15 protein-coding genes are annotated in these 20,324 nt (G+C 56.0%); 13 read left to right on the plus strand and 2 right to left on the minus strand.

The window, feature by feature from the left end:
• Nucleotides 1-50: 50 nt before the first annotated feature.
• The 6 genes from LMS44_RS07190 to LMS44_RS07215 all read left to right on the plus strand — a co-directional run bounded on the left by LMS44_RS07190 (nucleotide 51) and on the right by LMS44_RS07215 (nucleotide 11,929).
• Nucleotides 51-1,307, plus strand: a complete 1,257-nt coding sequence (locus LMS44_RS07190) for a DUF945 family protein (protein WP_027958811.1) — start codon at nucleotides 51-53, stop codon at nucleotides 1,305-1,307.
• Nucleotides 1,308-1,456: 149 nt separating this feature from the next.
• Entirely contained in the window at nucleotides 1,457-4,009 is a 2,553-nt protein-coding gene (lon, locus tag LMS44_RS07195) for an endopeptidase La (protein WP_027958812.1), read from the plus strand.
• A gap of 162 nt (nucleotides 4,010-4,171) precedes the next feature.
• Nucleotides 4,172-6,337 (plus strand): methyl-accepting chemotaxis protein, encoded by a 2,166-nt coding sequence (locus LMS44_RS07200; RefSeq protein WP_041157914.1) that lies wholly within the window; start codon nucleotides 4,172-4,174, stop codon nucleotides 6,335-6,337.
• A gap of 249 nt (nucleotides 6,338-6,586) precedes the next feature.
• The gene (locus tag LMS44_RS07205; protein ID WP_230806113.1) at nucleotides 6,587-8,761 is read left to right on the plus strand and encodes a methyl-accepting chemotaxis protein; all 2,175 of its coding nucleotides are present in this window, start codon (nucleotides 6,587-6,589) and stop codon (nucleotides 8,759-8,761) included.
• Nucleotides 8,762-8,969: 208 nt separating this feature from the next.
• The gene (gene ilvD / locus LMS44_RS07210) at nucleotides 8,970-10,814 is read left to right on the plus strand and encodes a dihydroxy-acid dehydratase (RefSeq protein WP_498947168.1); all 1,845 of its coding nucleotides are present in this window, start codon (nucleotides 8,970-8,972) and stop codon (nucleotides 10,812-10,814) included.
• Nucleotides 10,815-10,870: 56 nt separating this feature from the next.
• Nucleotides 10,871-11,929 (plus strand): oxidoreductase, encoded by a 1,059-nt coding sequence (locus tag LMS44_RS07215; RefSeq protein WP_498947169.1) that lies wholly within the window; start codon nucleotides 10,871-10,873, stop codon nucleotides 11,927-11,929.
• A 208-nt stretch (nucleotides 11,930-12,137) separates the two neighbouring features.
• On the opposite strand, the gene nudE is transcribed toward LMS44_RS07215, so the two are convergent.
• On the minus strand, nucleotides 12,138-12,779 hold the full coding sequence (gene nudE, locus LMS44_RS07220) for an ADP compounds hydrolase NudE (RefSeq protein WP_022519716.1): 642 nt from the start codon (nucleotides 12,777-12,779) through the stop codon (nucleotides 12,138-12,140).
• Nucleotides 12,780-12,856: 77 nt separating this feature from the next.
• On the opposite strand from nudE, the gene yrfG reads away from it, so the two are divergent.
• From yrfG to LMS44_RS07250, 6 genes are all read left to right on the plus strand, one after another.
• Nucleotides 12,857-13,549 carry a GMP/IMP nucleotidase gene (yrfG, locus tag LMS44_RS07225; RefSeq protein WP_027958816.1) on the plus strand — a complete coding sequence of 231 codons (693 nt, stop codon included), beginning with the start codon at nucleotides 12,857-12,859 and terminating at the stop codon, nucleotides 13,547-13,549.
• Nucleotides 13,546-13,935 carry an RNA-binding S4 domain-containing protein gene (locus LMS44_RS07230; protein ID WP_039860606.1) on the plus strand — a complete coding sequence of 130 codons (390 nt, stop codon included), beginning with the start codon at nucleotides 13,546-13,548 and terminating at the stop codon, nucleotides 13,933-13,935. The genes yrfG and LMS44_RS07230 overlap by 4 nt, the downstream gene beginning before the upstream one ends.
• 238 nt (nucleotides 13,936-14,173) lie before the next feature.
• Nucleotides 14,174-15,049: an Hsp33 family molecular chaperone HslO gene (hslO, locus tag LMS44_RS07235; protein ID WP_022519713.1), complete on the plus strand. Its 876-nt coding sequence runs from the start codon at nucleotides 14,174-14,176 to the stop codon at nucleotides 15,047-15,049.
• A 301-nt stretch (nucleotides 15,050-15,350) separates the two neighbouring features.
• Nucleotides 15,351-16,907, plus strand: a complete 1,557-nt coding sequence (locus LMS44_RS07240) for a phosphoenolpyruvate carboxykinase (ATP) (protein ID WP_498947170.1) — start codon at nucleotides 15,351-15,353, stop codon at nucleotides 16,905-16,907.
• Between the two features lie 223 nt (nucleotides 16,908-17,130).
• Nucleotides 17,131-17,637 (plus strand): peptide-methionine (R)-S-oxide reductase MsrB, encoded by a 507-nt coding sequence (msrB, locus tag LMS44_RS07245; RefSeq protein WP_022519711.1) that lies wholly within the window; start codon nucleotides 17,131-17,133, stop codon nucleotides 17,635-17,637.
• A gap of 44 nt (nucleotides 17,638-17,681) precedes the next feature.
• Nucleotides 17,682-18,869, plus strand: a complete 1,188-nt coding sequence (locus tag LMS44_RS07250; RefSeq protein ID WP_022519710.1) for an alpha-hydroxy acid oxidase — start codon at nucleotides 17,682-17,684, stop codon at nucleotides 18,867-18,869.
• 241 nt (nucleotides 18,870-19,110) lie between these two features.
• Here the strand turns inward: LMS44_RS07250 and LMS44_RS07255 are convergent, their stop codons facing one another.
• A complete protein-coding gene (locus tag LMS44_RS07255) occupies nucleotides 19,111-19,971 on the minus strand; it encodes a LysR substrate-binding domain-containing protein (protein WP_039860607.1) in 861 nt (286 codons plus the stop codon).
• A gap of 121 nt (nucleotides 19,972-20,092) precedes the next feature.
• Between LMS44_RS07255 and LMS44_RS07260 the strand changes: the two genes are divergently transcribed.
• Nucleotides 20,093-20,320 carry a DUF1127 domain-containing protein gene (locus LMS44_RS07260; protein WP_027958820.1) on the plus strand — a complete coding sequence of 76 codons (228 nt, stop codon included), beginning with the start codon at nucleotides 20,093-20,095 and terminating at the stop codon, nucleotides 20,318-20,320.
• Nucleotides 20,321-20,324 lie beyond the last annotated feature (4 nt).

The following is a 20,324-nucleotide window of genomic DNA, read 5'->3' on the forward strand; positions in this document are numbered from 1 at the left end:
AACTTTTTTCGAGTGCATTGGCTGCAAGGCGTTGGCTTCAAGGAGGTAGCATGCGCAAGGAACGTCTGATTGTCCCCACGCTGGCGATTATAGCCGTAGTGTGGATGGCAGCGCAGCTACTCTCCAGTGTGCTGTTTGAGCGCAGTCTACGCCAAGCGCTCGAAGATCTGGAGGCGCGGGGCGAGTGGCGCGTCAATCGTACTGAGAGTCATCAAGGGTGGTTAAGCTCCCAAGGCAGGGTGATACTGTCACCGCTTTTGGGTCGACCCTGGCGCCTTGAGCTCACGTATAGCGCGCGGCACGGTATTTTAAGCACGGATGTCGAAGGCACCGTACTACCACGTCTCGATACCGTTCTGCAGCAAGCCGTGGGTGAGGTCACCGCCCCCTCTGTGCCGCGTTGGCAGGGGCGCTATCACACCCTTAGCGGTCATAGCGAATTGCGCCTTGCCCTTGCCCCCTTTGTGATTCAACAAAATGGCCGCGATTTAGCCGTCCGCGGTGGTCGGCTGCGCTTGGAAGGCGTGTTTGGCGATTGGCGACTACGCGCGTTATTTGATCAACTTACCCTGACCGACGGTATGGCCCAGCTTGCGATAGGCCCCACGGTGCTCGAAAGCCGCTATACTTATATTGATGATGCTTACCACTTTGCTCAACGCGATCACCTGCATATTGAAACGCTGACGCTCAGCTACCCCTCCTACGATATCCAGTTTTCACCTCTCGATCTAAACAGCCATATGGTGCTGGATGAGAGCGAACTCCGTATCAAAGGCGAGCTTGAAGTGGGCGATGTGATGGTGCCTTCTCAAGCGCCTGATATGCCGCTGCTCAATGGCCGCATAGAGATGGAGCTTTCGCGTTTGAATGCCGATGCGGTTCGCCACTTGATTCGCCGTTTGCGCCAGGAAGCCGCCTGGGGAGACGCTAGTCTACCTATGGCCGAAGGGTTGCTGGCCCGGTTGGAGCCGGATCTGCGCAAAGTGCTTAGCGACTCGCCACGTTTAGATGTCATGACCATCGCCATCGACAGTCCGCTGTTGGGTATTCGCCTGGATGCGGATGGCGCGCTGTTTTTTGATGCCCGCCAGTTGGATGAGCTGAGTGTGGTTAACCTCGACAAAAAGAAAGAGCAGGCGAAATGGCTGGAGCGTATTGATGGCGACTTTACCTGGCACGATGCGCCTACCGTCGCCGCATTATGGTTAGGCCTGCCCCTGGGTACTCGGGAGCTGCAGTTTGATGTGGTGCGTGGCGTTTGGCGTATCAATGGGCGCCCGATGCCCGAGCTTTGGCCTCAATAATTTTAAAAGAAAAGTTTACCTACGGTCGCAGGGAGCGCCGCTAAACTGACTGTTCTACTCGCGAAGGGTTGAAGTTTTGGCCCACTGCCCGCATTCCATGGACAACACTAGGCGGTTCTCACCGCCGGTATCGGTTCATTGGAGGACGCATGAGCGACCAGGATTACGAACACGACGCTGAACATCTTGATTGGCAACTTGATGATGAGCAGTCATCCACTACTGATGACACCCCCGGTAGTGAAGAGAGTAGTGAAGACAGTGGTGCAAACCACTCTAACGAACAGACTGAAAAAAGCTCTCAAGAGCCCGATAGTAAGCAGGGAGGAAGTGAGTACCGCTCAGACGGCGAGCGGGTAAACTCTCTGGTGCCCGCTAGCGAAATGCTGCCCGAACGCATTTACCTCCTGCCTATTCATAACCGGCCGTTCTTCCCCGCCCAGGTACAGCCGCTGGTGATTAATCGTGAGCGCTGGGAAGAGACCATGCGCCGTGTGGGTAACACGCCGCACCACACATTGGGTGTTGCCTTTGTGGGCGAGCAGGGTGTCACCTCCCTGGATCACGAAGGTTTCCCGGAGATCGGTACTGCGGTCAAAGTGCACAAACTTAAGGGCGAAGACGATCAGATTCAGTTTATCGCTCAAGGGCTTCAGCGCTTTAAAATTACCCGCTGGCTCTCCAAAGAGCCGCCTTACCTCGTCGAGGTGACCTACCCTAAAGAGCCGGTTGATGCGGAGAACGAAGAGACCCGCGCCTACGCCATGGCGATCATCAACGGCATTAAAGAGCTGCTGCCGATTAACCCGCTGTACGGTGAAGAACTCAAGCACTACCTCAACCGCTTTAGTCCTCATCAGCCGGGGCCGTTGACCGATTTTGCCGCCGCTATTACCTCCGCCAAAGGCCCCGAACTTCAGGATGTGCTGGCAACACTTTCGGTAGAAGAGCGGATGCAGAAAGTGCTGCCGCTGCTGCGAAAAGAGATCGATGTTGCGTTGCTACAGGGCGAGATCAGCGAGCAGGTAAACGCGCAAATGCAGGATCGCCAGCGCGAGTTCTTCCTGCGCGAGCAGCTCAAGGTCATCCAGCGTGAATTGGGTATCTCCAAAGGTGATCGAGAAAACGATGTAGATACCTTTAGAGCGCGTTTGGAGTCACTGGTAGTGCCCGAGCGTGTTCAATCGCGTATTGACGATGAGCTTAATAAGCTCAGCGTGTTGGAAACCGGTTCGCCGGAGTATGGCACCACGCGTAACTACCTGGATTGGTTAACCTCGCTGCCCTGGGGAGTGACCAGCCAGGATCAGTTGGATCTACCCCATGCCCGCCAGGTGCTGGATCGCGACCACGACGGTTTGAAAGACGTTAAAGAGCGTATTATCGAATTTCTGGCCGAGGGTACTTTCAAAGGCGACGTAGGCGGCTCGATTGTATTGTTGGTAGGCCCTCCTGGGGTAGGCAAAACCTCCATCGGACGTTCGATCGCCGAAGCCTTAGGGCGCCAGTTTTACCGTTTCTCAGTCGGTGGTATGCGCGATGAAGCGGAAATTAAAGGCCATCGGCGTACCTATGTGGGCGCTATGCCCGGCAAACTGGTGCAAGCCTTTAAAGAGGTCGAGGTCGAAAACCCCGTTATCATGCTGGATGAAATCGATAAGCTCGGGCAGTCCTTTCAGGGCGATCCAGCATCGGCGCTGCTGGAAGTACTTGATCCCGAACAGAACGTCGATTTCCTTGATCACTATCTTGATGTGCGCATGGACCTCTCCAAGGTGCTGTTTATCTGCACTGCCAACACGCTTGATTCGATTCCAGGGCCGCTGCTTGACCGTATGGAGCAGATCCGCCTCTCCGGTTATATCGCTGAAGAGAAGCTGGCGATTGCCAAGCACCACCTGTGGCCGAAGCTGCTCAAGCGCGACAACCTGACGAAAAAGAGGATCAGCCTCTCCGATGCGGCTTTAAAGCAGGTCATTGAAGGCTACGCCCGGGAAGCCGGAGTGCGCCAGCTGGAGAAGCAACTGCACCGCATTGTGCGTAAATCGGCCGTTAAACTGCTCGAAGAGGAGTCTGAAACGGTCAAGATATCAGTTAAAAACCTGGAGGAGTTCTTAGGTGCGCCGATTTTCCGTAAGGAGAAAGTGCTCACCGGCGAAGGGGTAGTGACCGGCCTGGCGTGGACTTCCATGGGGGGGGCAACATTGCCCATCGAAGCAGGCAAAGTACACTCACTGGATCGTGGTTTTAAACTGACCGGTAAGTTAGGCGAAGTGATGCAGGAGTCCGCCAATATCGCTTACAGCTATACCCTGGGCCACCTGCAGGAGTATGGTGCCGATACCGACTTCTTTGACTCGGCGTTTGTACACTTGCACGTACCCGAGGGCGCCACGCCGAAAGATGGCCCTTCGGCGGGTGTCACCATGACCACGGCGCTGCTCTCGCTGGCCAAGCACCATGCGATCGATAGGCCTTTGGCGATGACCGGCGAACTAACGTTAACCGGCCAAGTGCTCCCCGTTGGCGGTATTCGTGAGAAAGTCATTGCCGCGCGACGCAGCGATATTTTTGAATTGATTTTGCCCGACGCCAACAAGCGCGATTACGAAGAGTTGCCGGACTACCTGAAAGAGGGCATGACGGTGCACTTTGCCAAGCGCTACCGTGATGTGGCAGATGTCGTGTTTGGCCGAAAATAGAGCGTTGATTTTATTTGCAGCAATGGCTATTTAACCTTTTAAAGCGTCTTACGAGAGTAAGGCGCTTTTTTTACATTTGTTCACTGGTTTGCCGAGATGATCTATAGCGATAATGATCTATGCTTTTATAAAAATTAAGAATATCTAATTCTTGGAGAACTAATGCGCAATAACCAGCCCGTGACGCAGCGTGAGTATGTTCTGAGTGAGGAAGCGGTGCTTATTTCCCGCTCGGATTTAAAGGGCAATGTGACCTACGCCAACCCTACTTTTGTTGAGGTCAGTGGCTATAGCCGTGAAGAACTCATTGGCTCTCCCCATAACCTCCTTCGTCACCCTGATATGCCTGAAGCTGCTTACAAGGATTTCTGGAAAACCATCCAAGCGGGGACAACCTGGCAAGGCGTGGTTAAAAATCGGCGTAAAAATGGCGATCACTACTGGGTGAATGCCACCGTGGCGCCGCTGCGGGACGGTGAGCGCATCGTCGGCTACACTTCCGTGCGCCGCAAAGCGTCAGAAAAAGCCATTAACCAGGCAGAAAAAATCTATGCCGAGATTCGCGAAAAAGGTAAATCCCGCCACTACGCACTAGCCCATGGCACGCTGCGGCGTAAAGGCTTGACCGGAATGCTGTCGCGCTTTCAGTTCACTAGCCTGAAAGCCAAGCTCATCAGTATGGTGGTGGCGTCGCTGCTGCTACTCTGTCTTTCGGGTGGGTTGGGAGTCTCTGCGCTGTTACTCTCCGGCGAGCGGCTGGAAACCATTAATCGCTCAGGGTTGAGCGATGTCGCCTCGCTGCAGAATATCGAACGCTATATTGGTCAAACGGTTGGCACGCTGGAACCTGCGGTACGAAGCCCTCGTCGGGCTGACCTGGAGGCCGTCAACGCAGACATTGGCCAGTATACCGATGCCATGCAGACGCTGTGGGCGGGCTACTATGCGGATGCGACGGTCACTGATGAGACCGCCCAGGCTTTTGATAGTGCTCTGAATACCTGGATTGATGCGGTGCAAACCGCCCTTGTGGCGATTGAAGAGGGTAATGGGTTCGCGGCCTTTGAGGCCTTGAATGACGTGGTGGTGCCGACCACAGAGTCGCTGCGCGAGATGAACAGCACCTTGGTTGAGCAGGTGCGTGCCGATGCCGAATTGCTGGTGACCGAGGCACAAAGCGGGCGTCAGCAAATGCTGATAGCGCAGCTGGTGCTACTGGCGGTAGGCTTTTTAGTCATGATCGGCTTGAGTGTAATGATTCTGAAATCCGTGTTTCGCAGCTTGTCGGGCGCGCGGTATATCACTTTCCAAATTGCCGCGGGTAACTTGGCCGCCCGTGAACGTCGTCAAACTAACGACGAGTTGGGCGAGCTGCTCTACTCCCTGGACACCATGCGTTTTAGCCTCTCCAGCATCGTGGGCGATGTAGAGAATCGTGTCTCAGTGGTTACTCCGGCGATTCAGCAGATAGCCGCTGAAAATGAGGAACTCTCTTCGCGCACTGAGCAGCAGGCGTCGTCGCTTCAGCAGACCGCTTCGAGTATGGAGGAGATGACCTCGACGGTTCAGCAGAACACCGATAATGCCCGCCAGGCGACTGATCTGGCAGTGCAGAACGCTGCCAGCACCAAGGAAACCGGTCAGCAAATGCAAAAGCTGGTGGAGCGCATGCAGCGTATCGCCCAGAGTGCTGAAAAGATGACCGAGATGATCAGCGTGATCGACGGCATTGCCTTTCAAACTAATATTTTGGCACTCAACGCCTCGGTTGAGGCTGCGCGTGCTGGTGAACATGGACGCGGCTTTGCGGTAGTCGCCAGCGAAGTGCGCAATCTAGCTGGTCGCAGCGCAGATGCCGCCCAGGAAATTCGCAAGATGATTGATAGCACTACTCAGGAAGTCAGCGGTGGTCGTAGTGCGGTAGAGCAGGCGGAGCGGGCGATTGAGGAAGTCTCTCAGCAGGTGAGTCGAGTCAGTGAGCTGATGGAGTCGATCAGCACTGCGTCCAGCGAGCAGAGCAGTGGGATCGGTCAAATTAACTCGGCGATTGCCGAAATGGATCTTGTGACCCAGCAGAACGCTTCAAAAGTTCAGTCGATTGCGGCGTCAGCGGACAATCTCTCCCTCGAAGCCTTTGAACTCGCTAACGTGGTCGATGCATTCCGTTTGGAAGGCGCTCAAGACGAGAACATCAAAGAGGCGCGGGCGAAGTTACAGCGCGCCAACCAGGCACTCAGTAAAGCAACTCAGCAATTGACAGCCCCTTCAGAGCAGCGTGCTAAGACACCCGCAACACAGCCTCGCGCTGACCAGTGGGAAGCGTTTTAGCCCGGTAGACGACACTGTTAGGTGCTTGATTTCCCTTTATTCGGTTTTATGACATGCCACCCTTCGCGGTGGCATATTTCATGCATTACCTCTAATTGAAAAGGCTTAGCGTTAGGAGCCTGTCTGGCTTGGCCGATCGTCGCGAGAAGCATAGATTCGCAGTAGATCAGTGTTAAGTCGGACAGGCTCCTAGGGAACCGCTAATCCTAAAGATGGCACAAGCCTTCAATAAAAAAGTAGGGGGTCTCAATGCATAATGCCGCACAAGCAGCATCCACTATTTATGAATTAGCCGATGACGAAGTGTTGATCTCACGCTCGGATCTGCAGGGCAGAATCACCTACGCCAACCAAACCTTCGTGGAGGTGAGTGGTTACACGCTGGACGAGATCATGGGTGAACCCCATAGTCTGTTCCGCCACCACAGCATGCCCAAGGCGGTTTTTCAGAACCTGTGGGAAACCATTGAAGCCGGTAAAACCTGGCAGGGGCTGATCAAGAATCGCCGCCAAACGGGAGAAGCGTATTGGATGCATACCACCATCGCGCCGCTGCTCGATGGTAACCGCGTGGTGGGCTATACCTCTATCCGGCGTAAAGCGGCGGATAGAGCCATTGCCCGGGCAGAGCGGGTATACGCTGCAATGCAACAGGGCAAAACACGTGGTTTCAAGCTGCATTATGGTGCAATACGCCACACCGGTCTGCGTGGATGGGTAAAGCGTTTTAGTTTCAGCAGTATGCAGGCCAAACTAATGGGCATGGTGCTGGCTTCGGTGGTTTTACTAGTCATCGCAGGGGCGGCGGGGGTGTATGGCTTAACCAGTTCCGCTGAACGCTTACGCACTCTCAATCAAACGGGCCTTGAAGGCATTACCGACCTTCAGCAGATAGGCCAGCGGGTTAGCCAAGCCATTCAGGCGTTAGAACCGGCGGTGCGCAACCCGAGGCGGGCGGATCTTGATGCTCTTGAAAGCCAGTTAACCACCATGAGTGCCGACATTGAGCAGTCGTGGCAAGGCTATACTGCAGAGCGCGAAGCCGGCGGTGTGCAAGAGGGCCTAGCGGCACATCTCACCACTTTTATTGAAGGTGCCGATACCACCCTGACGGCTATCCGCGATGGTAACGGCTTTGCTGCTTTTGAAGCCTTTAATGACAACGTGCAGCCCACCTCTGAAAGTATTAGTGCCACTATCAATGTATTGGTTGAACAGGAACGCACGGCTGCGCATACGCTGATGGACAATGCCGAACAGCAGCAACAGGTATTATTGTACGGTCAGTTGGGCGTGCTGCTGCTGGGTATTGTGTTAATGGTGGGGCTGAGCATGGCGGTACTCAAATCGCTGATTAAATCACTCAACGAGGCCCGCCGGGTAACGTTCCAAATTGCCGCGGGTAACCTCGCCAACCGAGTGACTTTAAAGCGTAATGACGAGTTAGGCGAGTTGCTGAGTTCGCTGGAAACCATGCGCGCTAGCTTATCGGGGCTGATTACCGAGGTGGGCAACAAAGTCGATGTGGTGACACCTGCGTCCGAACATATCAAACAGCAGAATGAAGACCTGGCATCGCGCACTGAGCAGCAGGCCTCCTCGCTTCAGCAAACTGCCTCTAGCATGGATCAGATGACGGCGACCGTGCAGCAAAACAGCGAAAACGCCCGTCAGGCCAATCAACTGGCCATGCAAAATGCCACCACCAGCCGCGAAACCGGCGAGCGCATGCAGGCGCTAGTCGAACGCATGGAGCGTATCGCTGCCAGCGCCGATAAGATGACCGACATTATTAGCGTCATCGACGGCATCGCTTTTCAAACCAATATTCTGGCGCTGAATGCCTCAGTAGAAGCTGCTCGGGCTGGCGAGCAGGGGCGTGGTTTTGCAGTTGTGGCAAATGAGGTGCGTAGCTTGGCCGGGCGTAGCGCTGATGCGGCTGGCGACATTCGTCGTTTAATCGACTCCTCCTCCCAGGAGATTAGCGGCGGTGCCCAAGCGGTGAAGGAGGCCGAAGCCGCTATCGATCAGGTAGTGACTCAGGTAATGAGAGTCAGCGATATCATGGAAGAGATCAGCACCGCCTCCGATGAGCAGAGCAACGGTATCGCGCAAATCAATACCGCCGTCGCGGAGATGGATCATGTCACCCAGCAGAATGCCTCCAAGGTACAGTCGATTTCCAGCGCTGCTCAAGGCCTCACCCGCGAAGCGCTGAGCCTGGCCAACGTTATCGCCGCCTTTCGCTTAGAGGGTGCTGCCGAAGAGAGCAGCGAGACTGCCCGCATGCGCTTGCTTAAACAAGCAGGGCTTGGCTCCACGCCCCCACTAGCGTCATCTCCCGCATTAGTCTCGCCCCAAAACTCCCCGACTCAGCGTACTGCCCAAGCCCAGCCAGCCGAAGAGGCGTGGGCGACCTTCTGATGAATCGGCGCCATGGAGGGCGCTTTACTTCCTATCGGGTCTCGTGATTTAGCCTCTACATCCAGCCTCCACATCTAGTCTCTGCGCATTGCTCATGCCACAATCAAAAGCTACTGATATTTTTCAGAATTAGTCTAGCCTGCAGCCTTGCGTGCTGTGGGCTAATAAAAAATAGAGCCTAGCTATTTATTAGAGAGTAGAGGACACCATGCCAGAGTATCGCTCACGTACCACCACCGCTGGCCGCAATATGGCCGGTGCCCGCGCGCTGTGGCGCGCCACCGGTATGCAGGACGGCGACTTTCAAAAGCCGATTATCGCGGTAGCCAACTCCTTTACCCAGTTTGTGCCGGGCCATGTGCATTTAAAGGATATGGGCCAACTGGTGGCGCGGGAGATTGAGAAAGCCGGGGGCGTCGCCAAAGAGTTCAACACCATTGCGGTGGACGATGGTATCGCCATGGGCCACGACGGCATGCTCTACTCGCTGCCCAGCCGCGACCTGATCGCTGACAGCGTTGAGTATATGTGCAACGCCCACTGCGCCGATGCGCTGGTATGTATTTCCAACTGCGACAAAATCACCCCAGGAATGCTGATGGCCGCTCTACGCCTCAATATTCCGGTTATCTTTGTTTCCGGCGGCCCCATGGAAGCGGGTAAAACCAAGCTTCTCAACCACGGGCTGGATCTCGTCGATGCCATGGTGATGGCCGCCGACGACAGCGTGGATGATGACACCCTGGCGGAAGTAGAGCGCAGCGCCTGCCCCACCTGCGGCAGTTGTTCGGGCATGTTTACCGCCAACTCCATGAACTGCTTAACCGAAGCGCTGGGTCTGGCCTTGCCCGGCAACGGTACCGTCTTGGCGACTCACTCGGATCGTCGTCGCCTGTTTGAAACCGCTGGCCATCGCATTGTCGAGCTGGCCAAGCGCTATTACGAAGGCGAAGAAGCCCACCTGCTGCCGCGTGCCATTGCCTCCAAGGCGGCGTTCAAAAATGCCATGACCCTGGATATCGCCATGGGCGGCTCTACCAACACTATTCTTCACTTCCTGGCGGCGGCCCAGGAAGCCGAGGTGGACTTCACCATGGCCGATATCGACCGCCTCTCCCGTGAAGTGCCCCAACTCTGTAAAGTGGCGCCCAATACCCAGAAGTACCATATCGAAGACGTCCACCGTGCAGGTGGCATTATGGCCATCCTGGGGGAACTGGATCGTGCCGGAGTGCTGGATACCTCGGTGCCCACCGTGTATGGCGACAGCCTGAAAGCGGTGCTGGAAGAGTGGGATATCATGCGCTCGCCAAGCGCGGAAGTGGTTGAGTTCTTTAAAGCCGGGCCGGGTGGCGTCCCTACCCAAGTGGCATTTTCCCAAAGTGCCCGCTGGCCGAGTTTGGATGGTGACCGTGCCACCGGCTGTATTCGAGACCTTGAGCATGCCTTCTCTCAGCAGGGCGGCTTAGCCGTGCTCTATGGCAATATCGCGCTGGATGGCTGCGTGGTCAAAACCGCCGGGGTCGATGACTCGATCCTGGTCTTTGAAGGCCCCGCCCATGTGGTGGAGTCTCAGGATCAGGCAGTCGCCGATGTGTTGGCGGATAAGGTCAAAGAGGGTGATGTCGTCGTGATTCGCTACGAAGGCCCGAAAGGCGGCCCCGGCATGCAGGAAATGCTCTACCCGACCTCCTACCTCAAATCCAAAGGATTGGGTAAAGCTTGCGCGCTGCTGACTGACGGGCGCTTCTCTGGCGGTACTTCAGGACTCTCTATTGGCCATGTTTCCCCTGAAGCAGCGGCGGGCGGCGCGATTGGATTGATCGAGCAGGGCGACCTGATCCGCATCGATATCCCCAATCGGGCGATTAACGTCAAACTGACCGATGCCGAGCTGGCGGCCCGCCGCGAGGCAATGGACGCCAAGGGTGCCGCTGCCTGGAAGCCTGCCGAGCAGCGTCCCCGCAAGATCACTCCGGCACTTAAAGCCTATGCGTTGTTGGCGACCTCCGCTGACAAAGGGGCTGTTCGGGATCTAAGCAAACTCGACTGATATACGCAGCTGAAACATGCAGCTGAAACATGCAATAAGCCCGAGTAAGGAATCAAATGAAGGCGATTATAAACGTTGGATTAGTCGGCTACGGTTTCGCTAGCCAAACCTTCCACGCACCGCTGATCCAGGCCACGGAAGGCCTGGATTTGGTCGCGGTCTCTTCAAGCGATGCCGCCAAGGTGCAGGCGTCACTGCCGGATGTTGAGGTAGAGGCTCAGGCATTAGCACTTTGCCAGCGCAGTGATATTGACCTGATCGTTATTCCCACTCCTAACGATACCCACTTTTCCCTCGCCAAAGCCGCTCTCTCGGCGGGCAAGCACGTAGTGGTCGATAAGCCGTTCACGGTGACCCTGTCAGAAGCCAAGCTGCTCAAAAAATTGGCGGATGATAAAGAGCGTCTATTGTCGGTGTTTCACAACCGTCGTTGGGACAGCGATTTCTTGACCATTAAGGCCCTGCTTGAGGCGGGGACGCTAGGACGTCTGGTCAATTTCGAATCCCATTTCGATCGTTTCCGCCCGGAAGTGCGCGATCGCTGGCGCGAGAAGGCCACCCCCGGTGGCGGCATCTGGTTTGATCTGGGGCCGCATTTGCTAGATCAAGCCTGCGAGCTGTTTGGCATGCCCCAGGCTATTCTGCTAGAACTCGGCGTGCTGCGAGATGGCGCCCAGGCTGACGATGACTTCCTCGCGCTGCTCGACTACGAAAGCTTTCGCGTTACCTTAGCGGCGGGCACGCTGGTGGCCGAACCGACACCGCGCTTCCGGATTAATGGCACCCAAGGCAGCTTCATAAAATACGGCTTAGACCCTCAGGAGGATCGCTTAAAAGCAGGCGAAGTGCCGACATCCCTGTGGGGCGAAGATACTCAACATGGCACCCTGACACTGCGCGAAGGGGAGGGGGATAACGCACCGCTAACGCGTCGTGAGCTTCCTACCCTGCCGGGCGACTACCTGGCCTATTACCAAGGTATAGCCGCCGCTATCCGCGATAAGGAGCCACTACCGGTCAGCGCCGATGATGCCCTGCGCTCAATGTCCTTGCTGGAAGCCGGGCTGGATAGCCACCGCCAGCGCCGCTGGATCGCATTGAAAACTCATCTTTAGAGAGAGGGGCGGGGGATTAGTCGCTTTTGCATGTGAGGAGCCTTCTTATTATGTCATTGCGAGGAGCGTAGCGACGCGGCAATCTCAACCAGCGGCGGCAGTATAACCCCGAGATTGCTTCGCTTCGCTCGCAATGACAAAAATGAGGTAGCTTCGCTCACGATGACATCGACCCACCTCGAGCGAAGCTACTGCCTACTTAGATACTTCAAAGCAAATCCGTCGCACTATTGCGTTTCTCTTCCCGCAACCTATCCCGGGCGATATAGAGCGCGGCGATAGCGCGGGCTTCGTGAAAATCCTCGCGCAGTAGTAGGGCGGGTAGCTCCTCGATGGCGTGGGTTTCCACAATCAATGGCTCTGGCTCATCCCCTGGCAGGCGCTTGGGGTACAGGTCGGTGGCGAGGAGTACCTGCATACGGTGGCGCATATAGTTGGGTGCCAGCGAAAGCTCGACCAGCGGTTCAATGCGGTGAGCGCCAACGCCACACTCCTCCATCAACTCGCGGTTAGCCGCGGTAATGATATCTTCGCCAGGGTCGACTAATCCCTTTGGCAGGGTGAGCACATAATCTTCAAATCCAGCGGCGTATTCACGTATCAGCAGCACGTGGTCTGGGTCGGGCATCGCCACCATCATCACTGCGCCGCGGTCAGCGCCGGTCAAGCGCTCAAATTGGCGCTCTTCTCCGTTAGAAAAACGCAAATCAAGCGACTCAATCTGGAATAAACGGCTCTGGGCCACGCTCTTGCGAGCCAAAATTTGCGGCTTTTGCTGGTAGCCCGAACGCTTAGCACTGGCACCTTCAGGGTGATTGAAGGTGTCGCGAGTTGGGGGGGGCGTAGACATAAAAGTGGGCCTCCATGGCTGGTAAAAGGCGGTTAAGCTACAATAGCACGCTTACTCCTAACGTGACTGGAGCGGCAATGATTGATTGGCGCGAGATAGACACCGTCCTCTTGGATATGGACGGCACGCTGCTGGATTTACACTTCGACAGCCACTTTTGGCTCGAGCACCTGCCGCGGCGCTACCGCGAACTGCACCAACTGGATGAAGCCTCCCAGGAGGCGCTGCGCGCGCGTATTATCGGCGAGCAGGGCACCTTAAACTGGTACAGTCTGGCGTACTGGAGCCGCGAGCTGGGCGTGGATATCGTCGCTCTGAAGCGCGAAGTCCAGCACTTGATAGGCCTGCGTAGCGATGCTCTGGATTTCCTCAAATGGCTCAAACAGGCCCACCCGAGGGTCGTGCTCGCCACTAACGCGGATCGTGCGAGTCTTGCCCTGAAGCTGCCGCTCACCGGTTTGGAAAGTTACCTGGACGCGATCGTCTCTTCCGAGGACGTAGGAGCCGCCAAAGAGGAGCAGGCGTTTTGGTTTGCGCTACAAGACATCGAAGCCTTTGATCCCACGCGTACGCTGTTTATCGACGACAACGCCCGTGTACTCGAGAGCGCTCGTGAGTTTGGCATTAAGCATTTACTGGGCATTAAACAGCCCGACAGCCAGCGGCCTGAAAAAGAGCTGCAAGAATTTATTGCCCTCGATCGCTTTGCCCACCTGCTACCCGAACAGCTTCCTGAACAGGTGTCAGCAACCCAAGGAGTGCCTAAATGAGTGACAGCGTACGCTTGGACAAATGGCTCTGGGCCGCACGTTTTTTCAAGACCCGCGCACTGGCTAAAAAAGCCATCGAGGGTGGGAAAGTGAATTACGACGGCGGCCGCGCTAAAACCAGCAAGCAGGTGGAAATCGGTGCGCTTATTCGCGTGCCCCAGGGCTGGGAGATATTGGAGGTAGAGGTCTTATCGCTTTCGGATCAACGCCGCGGGGCACCAGAAGCGCGCACGCTCTATGCGGAAACCGAAGAGAGCGTGCAGCGTCGTGCTAAAGAGGCCGAAGCAAGACGCCTCACTAACGAAGCGATGCAGCATCCTCTCAAGCGCCCCGACAAAAAGCAGCGCCGCGATATCCAGCGCTTCCAGCGCCACCAGGGTGAGTAACGAGACTATCGTAGCTGAGTGACTCCCTTTAATTACTCCCCCATAACGGGATCCGAGAGCAGGTTGAAGCGAGGGTCTTTTGACAGGGATGTCAAAAGTAGCGCCCATGGATGGGTTCACAGCGCCCTCGCGTAAACCTGCCCTCGGCACTGAGGAGCGCGGATTGTCAGCTGCGATAGCCCTGAGCCAAGTAGTCCTTAGCCACTAATAAACCAGTTAAACCTTAGGTTGCCAAATTATGTCCGATCAAATTCAACGTTTTATGTTCGATCACACCAATGTCCGCGGCGAGATCGTCACCCTGGCGGCCGCCTACCACGAAGTGTTGGATCGCCACGCCTACCCACCGGCGGTGAATGAGCTGTTGGGCGAGCTATTAGCCGCCGTGGCGTTGCTTACCGATACCGTGAAATTGGATGGCACCTTGAGTATCGAGGTACGTGGACGCGGCGTTCTGTCACTGTTAATGGCCGAGTCCAACCCCGGTGGTGAACTGCGCGCGATTGCCCGCATAGCAGAAGACGCCGCACTGCCCAGCGAGCACGCCAGCTTCCGCGAACTAGTGGGAGAAGGCCAGATCGTGATTACCCTCGATCCCCGTGAGGGCCACCGCTATCAAGGTATTGTGGCGTTGGATCAAGAGACCCTGGGCGGCTGCCTGGAAGCCTATTTCAGCCAATCCGAGCAGTTGCCAACCCGCCTCTGGCTGGCCGCCGATGAGAAGCGTGCGGGCGGGTTACTGCTGCAGCGGCTACCAGAAGAGTCACAAAACCAGGATGTCGATGCCTGGGATCGCAGCGTACAGCTAGCCGATACGATCAAAACGGAAGAACTGCTCGGCCTTGAGCAGCGCGAGGTGCTGCATCGTCTCTATCACGAAGAGACCGTGCGTGTTTTTGAACCCAAAGCACTGCGCTTTGGCTGCACCTGCTCCCGTGAGCGTATGAGCTACGCGTTGCACTCTCTGGGTAAAGAGGAACTGCGGGATATTTTGCACGAGCAGGGGGCTATTGATACCCAATGCCACTTTTGCCACACGAAATATCACTACACAGCAGCGGATATTGAAACTTTGTTGGACGACCCTGACGCGCCACCGCCCACGATTCACTAAGTGTGTAGTCGAAAGCGTATACCAGGGCGACTACCTGCCGTACTAGGAGCGCCATTGTATTCAATGATTTTGGCGGTTCTTGCAAACGACTGTTTTAATTTTTACTGCGCTGCAACACAAAATGTAGTGCCTTTGTAGTAGTTTAACTACAAGATATTTGATCTTCGCCCCCGTTTCCTGGGGGCTTTCTTTTTGCCATAATGCGCCGGACTTCAGCGCACCCAGCCGGTTTCACAGTGGTTGGGATGAACATCAAGGCGTCGGTGACGCCCGGTAAATCGAGAGAAGCCCAGGAATCGACATGACCACGACTCAAGCCGCTCCCCAATCCCACGTTAATCTCAGCAGCGCCGAACTAGTCGAGCGCGCAGTGGCACGTGGCGAAGGCCGCCTCTCAGCCAACGGCGCCTTGGTAGTCAATACCGGCCTGCGTACCGGCCGCTCACCGAAAGACCGCTATATCGTTGACGAGCCCTCCACTAGCAGCCAAATCGATTGGGGCAATGTTAACCAGCCCTTCGACGCTGGCAAATTCAACGCCCTGTGGGATCGAGTCAATGACCACCTGATTAGCCAAGAGCATTTTGTCTCTGAGCTGCACGTGGGCAGTGATTCCGCTCACTATCTGCCGGTGCGCGTCACCACCGAAACTGCTTGGCAAAACCTGTTTGGCCGCACCATGTTTGTACGCCCTCAGGCCTACAACCAAGCAGTTAAAGACGAGTGGACGATTCTTAACGCCGCAGGCTTTGAGTGTGACCCTACTCGCGATGGCACCAACTCTGACGGCTGCGTGATCATCAACTTCGCCGAGAAAAAAGTGCTTATCGCGGGTATGCGCTACGCCGGTGAAATGAAGAAAGCCATGTTCTCGGTGCAGAACTTCCTGCTACCAGCTGCCGACGTACTGCCCATGCACTGCTCGGCGAACGTGGGTGAAGATGGCGAAACCTGTCTCTTCTTCGGTCTCTCTGGCACCGGTAAAACCACGCTCTCGGCGGATCAGGCGCGCTTCTTGATCGGCGATGACGAGCACGCTTGGGGGGATGGGGTCGTCTTCAATATGGAAGGTGGCTGCTACGCCAAGTGTATCGATCTTTCCGAGAAGAACGAGCCGGTCATCTGGAACGCCATCAAGTTTGGCACCGTACTGGAAAACGTGGTGCTGGACGACCGTCGTGAGCCTGATTACGCCGACGATAGCCTGACCCAAAACTCCCGTGCCGCGTACCCGTTAGAGCACGTTGAGAAGCGCGTAGCGGAAAACCTAGCTGGCGAGCCGAATGCCATCGTGTTCCTGACCTGCGATATGTCCGGCGTGCTGCCCCCAGTGTCGATTCTTTCCAAAGAAGCCGCGGCGTATCACTTTCTGTCTGGCTACACCGCTAAAGTGGGTTCCACTGAAATGGGCTCCTCTGAAGGCTTGGCCGCCACATTCTCTACCTGCTTTGGCGCACCGTTCTTCCCGCGTCCTGCCCGTGAGTACGCTGATCTACTGATCAAGCGTGTCGAGAAAAAAGACGCCCAGGTATATCTGGTTAATACCGGCTGGACTGGCGGTGCTTACGGCGAAGGTGGCGCACGCTTCTCCATTCCGACCACACGTGCCATCATCAGCGCGATTCAGTCTGGCGTGCTGCGCGACATCGAGACCAAGCACATCGATGGGCTCAATCTGCAAGTGCCGCTTGCCGTGCCGGGCGTTGATTCCAGCCTGCTCGACCCGCGTGAAACCTGGCAAGACCGTGACGCCTACGACCGCCACCTCAAAGACCTGGCGACCAAATTCGTCGATAACTTCAAGAAATTTGAAGGCGTCAATGAGGCCATTATCCAGGCAGGCCCCCAACTGACCTGAGCATCAGTTGATGACTTGGACGTCAGTTGACCAGCGTGTCAGGCCGCTAGAAAAAGCAGCAGAAAAAGTAGCGTGCCAGTGTAAGTAAGTCGCACCCAATAGCGACTAAACTACACAGAAATGATCGACCTCAGAATGGGACAGCGCCACGGCACTGTCCCATTTTTATTGGCTCTTTTGCTGGCCGATTATTTTCCTTGCCAATTTCTGGGGAGTGATTCTCATGAAAAGACGTCAATTTTTAGGCCTGGCCGGACTAACCGGCGCGGTCGGGGTGATACCTGGACTGTCATTTGGCTTTCCACGGCTTGACCTGGAAGCTGCACCAGGCCTGGAGCCACTGGAGTTGAGTGAAGCCGAATGGCGTGAACGACTCTCCGATGAAGCCTTTGATGTACTCCGAAAGGCAGGCACTGAGCCCGCCTTTTCAAGCCCGTTGGACAAGGAGTGGGGGGATGGTGAATACCGCTGCGCTGGCTGCGATCTGTTACTCTTCACCAGTGAAATGAAATATGATTCCGGTACCGGTTGGCCAAGCTTTTTCGAACACGTGGAAGGGCATATGCTGACCGAGCTGGACTTCAAGCTGGTTTGGCCCCGTACCGAATACCACTGCGCCCGCTGCGGTGGTCATCAGGGCCACGTCTTCGAAGATGGCCCCGAACCCACCGGCCTGCGCTGGTGCAACAATGGCGTTGCCCTACGCTTCGTGCCTGCTGAATCGAGCTAGGCTGCCGAGCGGGGGGAGGATAGAACAATCATTAGGAGTGTTGCGTGAAAGGTTGGCTCCAACAACGATGGACTCGAAAGAAACTCGCCAGCATCCATAACCTGCATGATGTTGAGCGGCTGGCCCGAAAAGTGTTGCCCAGGCCTATTTTTGGCTATATCGACCATGTGGCCGAGGATGGGCGAACCCAGCGAGCCAACCTCACCGCTTTTGATGATTACCACTTTTTGCCCAAGGCGTTTGTCAACGTCTCGCAGATTGATCTGCACACCGAGCTTTATGGCAAGCGCTATACCGTTCCTTTCGGTATCGCTCCCATGGGCATTAGTGCGCTGTCAACTTACCAGGGCGACTTAGTGCTGGCGCGGGCAGCAGCGAAGCGCAACCTGCCCATGGTTATGAGTGGTTCATCGCTGGTGCCCATGGAGGAGGTGGCTAAGGTGGAGGGGGCCGACTGGTTCCAGGCCTACCTGCCCGGTACCCCAGAAGGTATCGAGGCCCTGCTCGAGCGGATCAAGCGAGCCGGCTTCAAGAAGCTGGTGGTAACGCTTGATTACCCGGTGCCGCCCAACCCCGACAATTTCCGCCGTTCGGGGTTTTCATCCCCTCTCGAGCCAACCCTTCGCCTAGCATTTGACGGTCTGATACGACCTGGTTGGCTATGCAATACCTTCCTGCGCACCTTGTGGAAGCACGGCATGCCGCATTTCGAAAACAACTATGCCGAGCGGGGCGCGCCCGTTATCTCCCGACAAGCCGCGCGGGACTTTTCGGGGCGGCGCCATTTTGATTGGGGTTATCTCGATCTTGTACGGCGCCTGTGGCCCGACACCTTGATCGTCAAAGGGATATTAAACCCGGAAGACGCAGTACGTGCTCAGCAAGCAGGGGTTGATGGCATTATTCTTTCAAACCATGGCGCACGCCAGTTGGACTGCACCATTTCCCCGCTCCAGGTGCTGCCCGAGATCAAGCGTCGCGTTAGTGATATCCCCATTATGATCGACAGCGGCTTCCGGCGTGGCTCCGATGTGATCAAGGCGCTGGCATTGGGGGCTGATTTTGTCTTTGTGGGGCGTCCTTTCAACTATGCCGCCGCCTGCGCAGGGCAGGCTGGGGTAGAGCATGTCGCCGATCTTTTACAGCGTGAAATTGAGCGCAATATGGCTTTGCTAGGGCTGACCAGTCTCTCACAGCTAGACCGCTCCTGCCTCTACCTATCAACAGTGTGATTACGTGCCTCGGCCATGTGCATAACGTGCACATGGCCATGGAATCCCCACATCCATGTGCATGCGAGATTTAGTAGCGCGTGGTAAGCCTAAGGCGCACCCGCGGAAGCAGCGCGAAGCGGTGCCGGAGTTTGGCTGAAGTGCCATTGGGCGTCGTGCCGACGCCTCCCGCGGGTGCCTACGAACGCTCGCTGAACTCGCTTTCTCGTTACCACGCGCTACGGGATGTGCATCTGTCTCATCAAAGCCTAAACCCTTCAACAATATGCTCGGCCAGGCTATCGATAATCGGTGATTGAGTGGCGGAGGTGTGCTGCAAAACGATGGACGCTTCCGGCAGTTCGGGAAACCCTTCTTTTTTACCCAATATCTGCATGTCGGCGGTGACTAAACTGCGCATCCAGGCAGACACTGCCAAGCCCGCCCCCACAACCGCCTGTAACGTCGCCAAGCTCGGGCTGCTGTAAGCGACTCGATAGGCCCGGCCTGCGCGATCCAGTGCATTGCAGGCATGACGCCGACAAAAGCAGGGAGCCTCAAACATGGCAAGGGGTACTGGTGTCTGTAAATGTGTGCAATGGCTCTCAGCTGAGACCCACACGGTAGCCTCACGCCTTAAAATGGTGCCAACTTCGTCGCCTATCTCCCGTGTCATAATAATCAGGTCTAGGCTCCCTTGCGGCTGCTGAGAGAGTACCGACGAGGGGGCGCAGTGCACATCCACATCCACTAGCGGCCAGGCTTGGGAGAAGGTTTTCAGAATGCCGGGCAGAAAACGCATCACATAGTCATCCGGCACCCCCAGTCGCACACGGCCCACCATATCCGGCTGGCGCAGCAGCGTCAGCGCTTCTCCCTGCAATGAAAGAATTTTGCGTGCATAACCCAGCAGCGTATGCCCTTCGCTGGTTAACAGCAGCTGGCGATTCTGGCGCACAAACAGTGGGCGCTGAATAACATCCTCTTCCAGCCGCTTGATTTGCATGCTGACGGCTGATTGAGTGCGGTTTACCGTCTGAGCGGCGCGGGTGAAGCCGCCCTGGTCGACAATGGCCACAAAGGTGCGCAGCAGCTCATGATCGATGGTGGGTAGTGTGGCCATGGCTATCAATCTTTTTGATGTTGAACATAAGGAGTATTCGTTGGATTGATTTTAGGCGCTGTTCAATACTTCCTTCAACACTTATTCACCACGCCGCTGCTGGCGGCGAAGGGAGGTTGAAATGGAGCGCTCGCTACACTGCTTGCAGAACCAACAGTGCCAATCTGCTGAGAAGCAACCCAGCATCACCTGGCGGGAAAGAATTTATCGCTGGTACCAATTGCGTCGCGAGCGGGATTCCTTGCGCCATTTGAGCGATGACATGCTGAAAGATATTGGCATCAGCCGCGATGACGTACAGCGCGAGTCACGCCGCCCGTTCTGGGATGACCACGGGTGGCGACGCTGAAGCC

Source organism: Halomonas profundus (genome assembly GCF_020865425.1).
GTDB classification, from domain to species: domain Bacteria; phylum Pseudomonadota; class Gammaproteobacteria; order Pseudomonadales; family Halomonadaceae; genus Vreelandella; species Vreelandella titanicae.

Excerpts from the sequence above, each read along its gene's own strand:
- LMS44_RS07255 (WP_039860607.1), bottom strand. The coding sequence starts at position 19,971 with ATGGCCACACTACCCACCATCGATCATGAGCTGCTGCGCACCTTTGTG.
- LMS44_RS07215 (WP_498947169.1), top strand. The coding sequence starts at position 10,871 with ATGAAGGCGATTATAAACGTTGGATTAGTCGGCTACGGTTTCGCTAGC.
- hslO (WP_022519713.1), top strand. The coding sequence starts at position 14,174 with ATGTCCGATCAAATTCAACGTTTTATGTTCGATCACACCAATGTCCGC.
- yrfG (WP_027958816.1), top strand. The coding sequence starts at position 12,857 with ATGATTGATTGGCGCGAGATAGACACCGTCCTCTTGGATATGGACGGC.
- LMS44_RS07190 (WP_027958811.1), top strand. The coding sequence starts at position 51 with ATGCGCAAGGAACGTCTGATTGTCCCCACGCTGGCGATTATAGCCGTA.
- ilvD (WP_498947168.1), top strand. The coding sequence starts at position 8,970 with ATGCCAGAGTATCGCTCACGTACCACCACCGCTGGCCGCAATATGGCC.
- nudE (WP_022519716.1), bottom strand. The coding sequence starts at position 12,779 with ATGTCTACGCCCCCCCCAACTCGCGACACCTTCAATCACCCTGAAGGT.
- LMS44_RS07200 (WP_041157914.1), top strand. The coding sequence starts at position 4,172 with ATGCGCAATAACCAGCCCGTGACGCAGCGTGAGTATGTTCTGAGTGAG.
- lon (WP_027958812.1), top strand. The coding sequence starts at position 1,457 with ATGAGCGACCAGGATTACGAACACGACGCTGAACATCTTGATTGGCAA.
- msrB (WP_022519711.1), top strand. The coding sequence starts at position 17,131 with ATGAAAAGACGTCAATTTTTAGGCCTGGCCGGACTAACCGGCGCGGTC.
- LMS44_RS07230 (WP_039860606.1), top strand. The coding sequence starts at position 13,546 with ATGAGTGACAGCGTACGCTTGGACAAATGGCTCTGGGCCGCACGTTTT.
- LMS44_RS07260 (WP_027958820.1), top strand. The coding sequence starts at position 20,093 with ATGGAGCGCTCGCTACACTGCTTGCAGAACCAACAGTGCCAATCTGCT.
- LMS44_RS07205 (WP_230806113.1), top strand. The coding sequence starts at position 6,587 with ATGCATAATGCCGCACAAGCAGCATCCACTATTTATGAATTAGCCGAT.
- LMS44_RS07240 (WP_498947170.1), top strand. The coding sequence starts at position 15,351 with ATGACCACGACTCAAGCCGCTCCCCAATCCCACGTTAATCTCAGCAGC.